This is a genomic window from Gilliamella sp. B2838, assembly GCF_026536185.1.
GTDB lineage: Bacteria > Pseudomonadota > Gammaproteobacteria > Enterobacterales > Orbaceae > Gilliamella.
The window spans coordinates 75,177-86,260 of sequence record NZ_JAFNOO010000013.1; the positions used below are offsets into that span (position 1 = coordinate 75,177).

Annotated in this window: 9 protein-coding genes and 1 pseudogene; all 10 read right to left on the minus strand. The window is 35.9% G+C overall.

The genetic code is table 11. The annotated features are described in order from the left end of the window. Window positions 1-59: 59 nt before the first annotated feature. Window positions 60-2,759 (minus strand): DNA topoisomerase (ATP-hydrolyzing) subunit A, encoded by a 2,700-nt coding sequence (gyrA, locus tag J3U63_RS12215; RefSeq protein WP_267371665.1) that lies wholly within the window; start codon window positions 2,757-2,759, stop codon window positions 60-62. 97 nt (window positions 2,760-2,856) lie between these two features. After that, window positions 2,857-3,435: an SIS domain-containing protein gene (locus tag J3U63_RS12220; protein WP_267371666.1), complete on the minus strand. Its 579-nt coding sequence runs from the start codon at window positions 3,433-3,435 to the stop codon at window positions 2,857-2,859. 16 nt (window positions 3,436-3,451) lie between these two features. Next, window positions 3,452-3,823, minus strand: a complete 372-nt coding sequence (locus tag J3U63_RS12225) for a YraN family protein (protein ID WP_267344693.1) — start codon at window positions 3,821-3,823, stop codon at window positions 3,452-3,454. Then, entirely contained in the window at window positions 3,786-5,648 is a 1,863-nt protein-coding gene (locus J3U63_RS12230) for a penicillin-binding protein activator (RefSeq protein WP_267371668.1), read from the minus strand. The genes J3U63_RS12225 and J3U63_RS12230 overlap by 38 nt, the downstream gene beginning before the upstream one ends. Window positions 5,649-5,670: 22 nt before the next feature. Beyond that, window positions 5,671-6,753, minus strand: coding sequence for a 23S rRNA (cytidine(2498)-2'-O)-methyltransferase RlmM (gene rlmM, locus J3U63_RS12235; protein ID WP_267334266.1), 1,083 nt, complete (start codon window positions 6,751-6,753; stop codon window positions 5,671-5,673). Between the two features lie 46 nt (window positions 6,754-6,799). Next, window positions 6,800-7,750, minus strand: a complete 951-nt coding sequence (gene lpxL / locus J3U63_RS12240; protein ID WP_267371670.1) for an LpxL/LpxP family Kdo(2)-lipid IV(A) lauroyl/palmitoleoyl acyltransferase — start codon at window positions 7,748-7,750, stop codon at window positions 6,800-6,802. Window positions 7,751-7,994: 244 nt separating this feature from the next. Further along, the gene (thyA, locus tag J3U63_RS12245) at window positions 7,995-8,789 is read right to left on the minus strand and encodes a thymidylate synthase (protein ID WP_267371673.1); all 795 of its coding nucleotides are present in this window, start codon (window positions 8,787-8,789) and stop codon (window positions 7,995-7,997) included. Beyond that, on the minus strand, window positions 8,786-9,655 hold the full coding sequence (gene lgt / locus J3U63_RS12250) for a prolipoprotein diacylglyceryl transferase (protein ID WP_267344697.1): 870 nt from the start codon (window positions 9,653-9,655) through the stop codon (window positions 8,786-8,788). The genes thyA and lgt overlap by 4 nt, the downstream gene beginning before the upstream one ends. After that, the gene (rppH, locus tag J3U63_RS12255; protein ID WP_065633973.1) at window positions 9,652-10,224 is read right to left on the minus strand and encodes an RNA pyrophosphohydrolase; all 573 of its coding nucleotides are present in this window, start codon (window positions 10,222-10,224) and stop codon (window positions 9,652-9,654) included. Before rppH ends, lgt begins: the two co-directional genes overlap by 4 nt. A gap of 292 nt (window positions 10,225-10,516) precedes the next feature. After that, window positions 10,517-10,897: pseudogene (locus J3U63_RS12260) on the minus strand (pseudouridine synthase); the annotation flags it as partial. Window positions 10,898-11,084 lie beyond the last annotated feature (187 nt).

Consider the following 11,084-nt stretch of genomic DNA (forward strand, 5'->3'; position numbering starts at 1 on the left):
GATTTTCTAAAATAAAAAAGGATTAGCTATATTAACTAATCCTTTTTAATAATTAAAAATTATTCTTCGGATTCCTCTAATGAATCAGTCCGTTGTTCACCTTGGTTCGAGGGAAATTCAGACTCGTTATCGTCATCCTCTGTTTCAGCAATTCGCTGCAATCCGACAACTTTTTCACTTTCAGCCGTTCGAATAAGCATAACACCTTGCGTATTTCGACCAACAATGCTCACTTCTGATACACGCGTGCGAACTAACGTTCCTGCATCAGTGATCAACATAATTTGATCGGTTTCTTCAACTTGTACAGCTCCAACAACTGCTCCATTTCGCTCACTGACCTTAATAGAAATTACGCCTTTAGTTGCGCGTGATTTAGTTGGATATAATTCTTGTTCAGTACGTTTACCATAACCGTTTTGAGTAGCAGTTAAAATTGCGCCATTACCTCGAGGAACAATGAGTGAGACTACTTTATCATCACCTTCTAATTTAATACCCCGAACACCGGTCGCAGTTCGTCCCATGCAGCGAACTTTATTCGCCGGGAAGCGAACAACTTTACCATTAGCTGAAAATAACATAATGTCTTCTGTATTAGAGATTTGAGAGACTTCGTCATCATTATCTGTCTCATCAACAATTACATCATCATTGAGCTCTTCATCATCAACGGTATCTGATGTTTCATTACTTGTTAGATCCACACCGATAAGTTCATCATCATCACGTAGGTTAATGGCGATAATCCCACCACTACGAGGACGACTAAATTCAATTAGTGAGGTTTTCTTAACTGTACCTTGTGCCGTTGCCATAAACACACAATGTTCGTCATCAAATTCCCGAACCGGTAAAATTGCAGTAATACGCTCATCCGCTTCAAGTGGTAATAGATTAATAATTGGACGACCACGAGAACCACGACTTGCTTCAGGTAATTGGTAAACTTTCATCCAATATAATCGACCACGGCTAGAGAAACAAAGGATTGTATCATGCGTATTGGCGACCAGTAGTTTTTCAACAAAATCTTCTTCTTTAATTTTGGTTGCCGATTTACCTTTACCACCACGACGTTGTGCTTCATAATCAGAAAGCGGTTGATATTTCACATAGCCTTGGTGAGAAAGGGTAACAACCACGTCTTCTTGCGCGATAAGATCTTCAATATTAATATCAGCACTGCTAGCTGTGATTTCAGTTCGTCTTGCATCTTGGAATTGATCTCGAACCGCTTCGAGCTCTTCACGAATGACTTCCATCAATCTTTCTGGACTTGCTAAAATATGCAATAGTTCACCGATTTGAATAAGTAACGCTTTGTATTCATCAAGAATTTTTTCGTGTTCAAGACCTGTTAAGCGATGTAAGCGTAGATCTAAGATAGCTTGCGCTTGTGCTTCAGATAAATAATAGTGACCATCACGAATACCAAATTCTGGTGCTAATTCTTCTGGTCGCGCAGCATCATTACCCGCTTTTTCAAGCATTGCAGCGACATTACCTAACTGCCAAGCTTGCGCCAATAATTTAGTTTTCGCTTCGCTTGGTGTTGATGCAGCACGAATTAACTCAATAACAGGATCGATATTGGCAAGTGCTATTGCTAAACCTTCTAAAACATGGGCACGTTCACGAGCTTTACGTAGTTCATATATCGTTCGGCGCGTAACCACTTCACGGCGATGAAGCACAAATGCTTCAATCATTTCACGTAAGTTTAATAGTTTTGGTTGCCCTTTATGTAAAGCAACCATATTAATACCGAATGAAACTTGTAGCTGCGTCAAAGAGAAAAGATTATTTAATACAACTTCAGCAACAGCATCGCGTTTAACTTCGATCACAATACGCATCCCATCTTTATCTGATTCATCGCGTAGTGCTGAAATACCTTCTACTTTTTTATCTTTGACTAACTCAGCTATCTTTTCTATTAACTTTTTCTTGTTAACTTGATATGGAATTTCATTAACAATAATCGTTTCACGACCTGAATGGTCATCAACTTCAATGGTTGCTTTTGAGCGGATATAAATGATGCCTCGACCGGTACGGTAAGCATTTTCAATACCCTTACGACCATTAATTAACGCTGCCGTTGGAAAATCAGGCCCATGAATATGCTCCATTAAACCATCAACAGAAATGTTTTCATCTTCAATAAAAGCAAGGCAGCCATTAATCACTTCAGATAAATTATGTGGTGGAATATTCGTTGCCATACCAACTGCAATTCCTGATGAGCCATTAATTAATAAGTTAGGGATACGTGTTGGTAACACGTCTGGAATCATCTCGGATCCATCATAGTTAGGTGAAAAATCAACGGTTTCTTTATCAAGATCCGTCAATAATGCACCTGCAAATTTTTGCATACGAATTTCGGTATAACGCATTGCAGCAGCAGAGTCACCATCAACTGAACCGAAGTTTCCTTGCCCATCAACTAACATATAGCGTAATGAAAATGGCTGTGCCATACGCACAATCGTATCATAAACAGCAGAATCACCATGAGGGTGATACTTACCGATGACATCCCCAACAACACGCGCTGATTTTCGATAAGGTTTATTCCAATCATATCCAGCTTCGTTCATGGCAAATAAAACCCGACGATGAACCGGTTTTAAACCGTCACGCACATCGGGTAAAGCACGCCCAACAATGACAGACATTGCATAGTCAAGATAAGAGGATTTTAATTCATCTTCAATATTAACGGGGGTTATCTCTTTGGCTAGTTCGGTCATAACACCATGTTCTCTTATTAATTTAGATCATCAAAATAGCTTATAATTATAGCATAAAAACACTATTAATGCAGAACTAAACTGTTTTTATTTCAACTTATTCACCATGAATAAACAATGTATTTTCAATTAATTGGCACAAGCAGTTTAGAATCATTGCATGCATCTCGTAAGCCATCACTTTTTTATAGGAGGGAACTCTAATTTCAATATCATTTTGGCTAAGTAAACCAATCACTTCACCACCATCAAAAGCGGTAAGTGCAACAATTTTCATATCTTTAATCACCGCCTCTTGTACCGCCCGTATAATTGATCGACTGTTACCTTGGCAAGTTGCTATAATCAAAATATCACCTTGTTGACCCAAGGCTTGAATTTGACGTGCGTAAACTTCTTCATGAGTGGCAATAGCGCTTAATAATACATTATCAGAAACTAAAGCTAAGGCAGGAATACTGGGTCTTTCTATATTAATGCTAGTCATCAATCGTGAGGTAAAACTTTGAACGTTTGCAGCGGAAGAACCATTGCCACAACTCATAATTTTATTGCCATTAAGTAAACCTTGAACAATGATATTGGCTGCTTTTTCGATTGATGAACCTAAAGACTCCGCCATTACAATTTGTGTTTGAATACTTTCAGTAAAATAATTTTTAATTAAATCTTGCACGTTTTTCACCTAATAATTAAAACGCATTAATAATCCATTGTTGATTTTTACCTGTTATGGCAAAAATATCAAACCTAAACTCGGTATCTTCAATATTCAAATTTTCAGATAGCATCCAGAGTTGTGCTGCTTGCTTAATTTTCGTTTGTTTACTTAACGTTACCGTCATCGCAGCATCGCCAAAATTAGCATTTTTTCGATAACGTACTTCAACAAAAACCAGACATTGCTTATCTTGCATAATTAAATCAACTTCACCTAAGGGATATTGACTATTTTTAGCAATTAATAAAAGCCCTTGTTTAAGTAAGTATTGGCAAGCGATATTTTCATAATGCTTGCCAATTTGTTTATTCTTCGCTTGTTGTGGTAGTTTGAGTTGAACCATGAATATATTGTTGCCAAGACAATGCTCTTGTCACTTCACACTGATTACTTGTCGATAATTTTCCTGTCATTCCATCTAAAAAATTAGGTTGATAAGAATCTAATTGATTAAAGCGGTTTGCCAGTCTCCATGCATCAATGCCCATCGCGTATAAACGCAATAATGAATAATCTTTCTGAATATTGCTTGGTATTATTTCTAACATATTATCGGTGCGATTAATGATCATTGGAATATCAGCATATTCCGTTTTATTCATATCGTAGTTAAAATCATTAGATGCATTGGCTACATGGCTTTTTGAACTGGTATAAATCATTATCTGAGATAAGTTAGTTCCCGATTTAGCCGCCCCCATATCTAACATAGGTTTAATTAGGGTTAGTTCATCATAAGAAGAGTAGATATAAATAGCATCAAAACTAGCTGATTGTTCAGGCGGTACCGGCTGAGTAGTTGCATCATTGATTAAAATAGGCGAGCCACTCAGGCTGATTCCACTATTTTGATTCATATTCGCACTTAATGAACTTTTATTGCCAAAATATTGCACATAAGCTTGAGAATTATTAGCAGATAATTGTGACCACTGTTTAGCAAAAGTTTGCGCGACACGTTTGCCTAAATCATTTTGTGGCACAAGCAGTAGGGGTTTCACCTTACTTTGCGCATAAATATGATCGGCAGCATCCTTTGCTTCATCTTCTGGGGATAGTGCAAAAAAGCACATTTTATTCGTCGATATTGTATTATTATCAACTTTATTGAGTGCTAAAACCGGTATGCTTGGTGCTAATTGTTTTATTTTAACAACTTCATCTTTGAGCAAAGGACCAACGATGAGTTCAACATTTTGCTCTTTTGCTTGCTGAATAAGTGTATCCATTGGCGCACTTGTTGTGTCGAGTAAAACGACATTTTGCTGTGGTTCTTGCGGGAAGAACTTTATTGCATCACTGTAACCTTGCTTAATTGTGTCGCCGAATATACGTGATGAACCATTTAATGGTAATAATAAAGCTACTTTTTTCGCATTCGTGTCTGCGGCAGCTAAGGTCTGCTCACCAGTCAATATTGGTAGGATATTTTTAGCTGGATGATCTGGATACTGGGTTAGCCAATCAGCAACAGCTTGTTTTAATGCTTGCTTTTGTTTTTGCGTTTTCTCGGCTATCACTTCTGGTGTATCACCTTCTTGCGTAGTGGGAGCTTTACTGTTGTTTGTGTACGCATAACTTAAATTAATCCAACCTTGTAAAATGCTGTCATCTTCGTTGACAACAATTGAATTAATTTGATTTACGTTTAACTTGCTAAAGAAATTCCAAGTATTATTTAGTATCTGTTTTTTTTGATTTTCTGGCGCATATTTTTCTAATTCAGTATAGTCATGAGCTTGTGCATTAATCTCTTTATTTTTTTCATCACTACTGAGTTTAATAGTATAGTAACGGTATAACTGAGCTTGAGTTAAGCCTTGAGTAGAAAATTGATTAAAATCAAATGACTTTCCTGATTTTACTGCAATTTCACCAAGTAATAATGTTCGCTCTTGTTGTTGCTTAGCATCAAGGTGGGATGATATTTGCGATAGTAATCCATCAGCTTTAGCTAGTTGATTTTCTTTCACTAAAGCCTGAATAGCCATTAACTGCCAATTGGTTTTGGCGTAACCAGAACTTTTATCAGCTTGTGATAAATAATAACTAGAATTTTTATTCTGGTCATAATCAGTCATTACTTGTGGCTTATTGGCAGGACATCCAGCCAATAAGGTAAACAATGTAAGTATTAGCATTGCATAAAAGGACCGTTTTAAATTCATACACCTATTCTCTTGTAATTTGTTATCCCCAAATCCGCTGTACGTGCACAGTAATTTCTTCGCGATCATGATATAACTGTTTAGCCTGAATTTGGACGTTAATTTGTTTACCATTTAATTCTTCATGAAGTAGCAGCAAATTTTGTGTTACTTCTTCATATCGCTTTTTCATTGGTAATTTCAGGTTAAAAATAGTTTCTCGACACCAACCATTAATAAGCCATTTGGCAATTAATTGTGTCACTTTAGTTGGTTTTTCAACCATATCACAGACCAACCAATAAATATTATGCTTTTTTGGCACAAATTTAAAGCCATCTTCACGATAATGTTTTACTTGTCCTGTTTCCATCAATTTTTTATCCATTGGACCATTATCAATGGCATAAACCATCATATTTCGTTTAACGAGTTGATAAGTCCAACCGCCTGGACAAGCACCTAAATCGACCGCATTTAAACCACCTTTTAATCGTTCATCCCATTCTTCGTATGGAATAAAAATATGGAAAGCTTCTTCCAATTTTAAGGTTGAACGGCTAGGCGCATCGCTTGGAAATTTTAGCCGAGGTATTCCCATATAAAATGGCGAATTATTTTGACTTAACGAATAGCCAATATAGCAACTCTGACTATTAATAAAGAATAGATGAATGACGGGCCTTGATGGATTTTCCACTTTCAATAAAATACGTTTATGTCTTAAAGCTTGACGAAGAGGAACAGTAAATTTACGACAAAATCCTATCAGTTCTTTTCCTTCATTAGTATCAGCTACTTCTACCCGTAAATCACCGGCTTTCTCTATTAAGCCTGATAATGAATCTATGATGGGAGAAATACGGTCATGGTTAGGTAGATCGGTTAATAAATCACCGGCTGCAAACATTTGCCGCGCAAAAATTAATGTTCGAAAAGATAACGTTTTAATCAAGTGTTGAGCATCACCATCTTGGTAGCATTCAAAAATAACATAACCACTATTTTCTTTTACTTTAGCAAAACCAAATACTGCTTTTTGTGATGCTTTATCAGTGATTTCAGCCGCACACTCTTTTTCGAATCCTTGGCGACAATACAAAATAATTTTATTTAGTTTTTGCATATTGTAATTTTTACTCTTCTTCTCAACACGATTTAATGAGCGGATATTAATCAGATTGTACACTATCTGTATATAAAGGAGCTTCACCTTTAGGGCGTGTTTTAAAACGTCTATGTAACCACATATATTGTTCCGGTGCTTTTAAAATTTCATGCTCAATGGCTTTATTCATAAACGCGGCAGCAAGTACATCATCATCGATTGGATAACCTTCAAGCACAGGCGTTACATCAACAATATAGTGACCTTTTTTTTCACGTTTAGGTGTAAACGGTATAATTGCAGGTTGCCCCAACTTAACGAGAATGCGAGTTCCGATTGTGGTTGCTGCTTTTTCAACAGAAAATAATGGTGCAAATACACTATTTTTAGGGCCATAATCATGGTCTGGCGCGTACCAAAGTAATTCACCATTTTTTAATGCCCGAATCATACCTTTAGTGTTGTAACGATCTAACATATATTTGTTTGATTTTAGTCGGCCTTTAAGCTGCACATAGTCCATTACCAGATTATCATTAGGTCGATAAACGCCAACACCTGGGTGACTCATACCTAAAATTCGAGCACCTAATTCGAGTGTTAAGAAATGAATTCCAATTAATAAAACACCTTGTCCTGATTGCTGTACCTTTGTAATATAATCATCACCCACTATAGAAGAATGCTTAGCTAAACGTCTATCGGACCAAAACCAAGCCATGCCCGTTTCAAAAATAGCTAATCCAGTCGAAATAAAATTATCACGTAACAGCGCGTCGCGTTCTTGTTGTGATTTGTCGGGAAAACAAAGTTTAAGATTTTGTTTTGCAGTTTCTTTTCGCTTCCCAATTAACTTCATTGAAAGTAAACCTAATGATTTACCTAGTTGATAAATTATTGGATAGGGTAACAATACCAATAAATATAAAAAACCAATTCCTAACCACGTTAACCAGTAACGAGGATGTAATAAATGCTTAGTAAAAACGGGACGAATTTCCTGATTTTGACTCATATTAAGATCAATTAATGATTTAAACAAAGTTAACTATTATATACCAATCTTGGCTCAATATGCAGGAAAATAACATTCCGATTGACAAAATCGGCTATTGTTACATGATGCGTTCAATTATAAAAATAGAGATTTAAAAAAATATTGGGATTAATTTGATTAATCCCAATAATACTATTGTTAACTTATGGATGAGTAAAAAAATAGATTAAACGTATTTTTTATCATAATACTTCAACATACTTTACACTGCGACTGGCGCCTTGATGGCAGGATAAGGATCATAATCAACAATCTCAAAATCCTCAAATTCGTAATCAAAAATTGTTGGCGGTTTACGCTTTATCAATAATTTTGGTAATGATCTTGGCTCTCGACTTAATTGCAGCTTAGTTTGATCCATATGATTTGAGTATAGATGGGTATCCCCTCCCGTCCAAACAAAATCACCAACCTCCAAATTACACTGCTGAGCAATCATATGTATTAAGAGTGAATAACTTGCAATGTTGAACGGTAATCCCAAAAATACATCACATGAGCGTTGATAGAGTTGACAAGAAAGTTTACCTTGCGCAACATAAAATTGAAAAAATGCATGGCATGGTGCTAATGCCATTCGATCAAGTTCACCGACATTCCATGCAGAAACTATCATACGTCTTGAATCAGGATCATTTTTAATTTGTTCAATTAATTGAGTAATTTGATCTATTTGACGGCCATCGGCAGCTCCCCAAGCCCGCCATTGTTTACCATATACTGGGCCTAAATCACCATTTTCATCGGCCCATTCATCCCAAATAGTCACTTTATTATCCTGTAAATAACGGATATTAGTATCCCCTTTCAAAAACCAAAGTAGTTCATGAATAATAGAACGTAAATGACATTTTTTTGTCGTGACTAATGGAAAGCCATCTTGCAAATTAAATCGCATCTGATGACCAAAGATCGATAATGTACCCGTTCCAGTTCGATCAGATTTAGGTGTACCTTCTGCTAAAATTTTTTGCATCAGCGCTAAATATTGTTTCATCGTTTAATCGCCTTACGGTTAAATCTATATGCATATAACAGAATCAAAATACCTCCAATAATCATTGGTAGGCATAAAATTTGTCCCATACTTATCATATTTAAGAATAAGCCTATTTGTTCGTCCGGTTGTCTAAAAAATTCTATGACAAACCGGAATAAACCATAGCAAAGTAAAAATAGACCAGATACAGCACCAACAGGTCTATGTTTACGGATAAATAAATTCAAAATAATAAATAATACTATTCCTTCAAACAACATTTCATAAAGCTGCGAAGGATGCCTTGGTAAAATACCATTAAGCTGAGTATAAAGAGAAAACCATTCAGGATGAGACTGTACATACATAAAATCAGCATGAGACGAGGTTGGAAATAGCATACCAATATGTGAGTGCGTTACGCGTCCCCACAATTCACCATTAATAAAATTACCAAAACGTCCAAACATTAACCCAATAGGAACTAAAGGTGCAACAAAATCAGCTACTTGCATAAAGGTTTTGTGTGTTATTTTAGCAAAAATCGCAATGACACAAATCGCACCTATTAAACCACCATGGAATGACATGCCGCCTTCCCAAACTTTAAACAAAATAACCGGATCTTTAATAAACGCATCAAAGTTATAAAACAAAATATAACCAAGACGGCCACCGATAAAGAGTCCTAAAAAACCCCAAAATAATAAATTTTCAACCTGTTGTGTAGTCCATTGACTATTTGGCTTTCTTGCGCGGCGCTTAGCTAAATAAAGCGCGCCCAATACACCAAATAAGTACATTGCACCATACCAATGTAGCGAAATAGGACCAATTGAAAAAGCAATTGGATCAAAATTAGGAAATTGTAAGTATTGATTCATTTTTTTATACGCTGTTTATTTTTTCGTTTATGAGCAAAGAAATTAAATCGTTTCTTTTTAGAAACATTAACTGTTGGCACTTCTATCTCTGACTGTATAGTAAAAACTGGCAAAGAAAATTCTTTCATTGCTTTTCGATAGACATCACGTTTAAAGGCAATAACTTGACGAATAGGATACCAATAACTCACCCATTTCCAATCATCAAATTCTGGAGTCGAAGACGTATTAAGATTAATTACTGATGTATCAGAAATCAATTCTAATAAAAACCATTTCTGCTTCTGCCCTATGCATACAGGTTGATTTTCCCAACGAATCATTCGTTTAGGTAATTTATAACGCAACCAACCATTAGTTACAGACAAAATTTTCACATCTTTGGGTAATAATCCTACCTCTTCGTTTAATTCACGAAACATTGCCTGCTCAGGCGTTTCGTTTAGTTTAATTCCGCCCTGAGGAAACTGCCAAGAATTTTGTCCATAACGACGAGCCCAAAGAACTTGACCATACCTGTTACAAATAACTATTCCTACATTTGGACGGTAGCCATCATTATCGATCACTGACTACCTCAAAAAATTATTTTTCTATATCTAAATTGTTTCATACATACAGAAATAAATAAATAGGAAAATGAATTTATCAAGCAAATATACTTTTAATCAGCTATTTTTTAGATGATTTAGCGCTTATAACAATGCTTATTATAGCAAAGTGAATTTATATGACTAAACTACCAAGAAAGCCGCATAAGTTATAAATACTTCATAATGCACTACTGAGAAAAATATGAAATCGCATCTTCTATTGTTGTGATTTAAATATTACATATGGTTACTGATGTTGTACCAATTTGGGAATAGCTTTACGTTCACGAATAGGCGGAACGCGTTGCCATAGATTAGTCGGCGCTTCCAGCTTAGTCGCTATAGCTGCGGCCGTATAGAACTCTTTTAACTGAACACCTTGAGCGAGTTTATCTATAGCTTGTTGACTAATTATGCCTTCAACTTGTACCCAATAAGTTTTTGGTAATTTAAATTTTGGCGAGCTGATTTTTGACTGCAATTTACCATCATTGGTCAGTAATAATAATCCTTCACTGTCAGTATCCAGTCGACCTGCAGGGTAAAATTTGGGTAATGAAATAAAATCTTTTAATGTTTGATATTTTTCATGGGGAGAAAATTGCGTAATTACATTGTACGGTTTGTTAAAAGCAATTAATGAGCGCATTTTTTTCCTATCCATTTAGCAATGTTCAATAACAATACTTTTAATAATATAGTAAATCATTATCGATTTTCTAGCACTGTTAGCCATAATTATTCCGCTGTAAAAAGCAAAAAAGCCCAGCATCTCTGCTGGGCTCTCGCACTAATTTAAAAGTCTGGCGGCACCCTACTCTCACATGGGTAATACC

Bases quoted from the DNA above. Each gene is read 5' to 3' on its own strand.
- J3U63_RS12225 (WP_267344693.1), bottom strand. From the start codon at position 3,823: ATGGTTCAACTCAAACTACCACAACAAGCGAAGAATAAACAAATTGGC.
- rlmM (WP_267334266.1), bottom strand. From the start codon at position 6,753: ATGCAAAAACTAAATAAAATTATTTTGTATTGTCGCCAAGGATTCGAA.
- thyA (WP_267371673.1), bottom strand. From the start codon at position 8,789: ATGAAACAATATTTAGCGCTGATGCAAAAAATTTTAGCAGAAGGTACA.
- lpxL (WP_267371670.1), bottom strand. From the start codon at position 7,750: ATGAGTCAAAATCAGGAAATTCGTCCCGTTTTTACTAAGCATTTATTA.
- J3U63_RS12230 (WP_267371668.1), bottom strand. From the start codon at position 5,648: ATGAATTTAAAACGGTCCTTTTATGCAATGCTAATACTTACATTGTTT.
- gyrA (WP_267371665.1), bottom strand. From the start codon at position 2,759: ATGACCGAACTAGCCAAAGAGATAACCCCCGTTAATATTGAAGATGAA.
- lgt (WP_267344697.1), bottom strand. From the start codon at position 9,655: ATGAATCAATACTTACAATTTCCTAATTTTGATCCAATTGCTTTTTCA.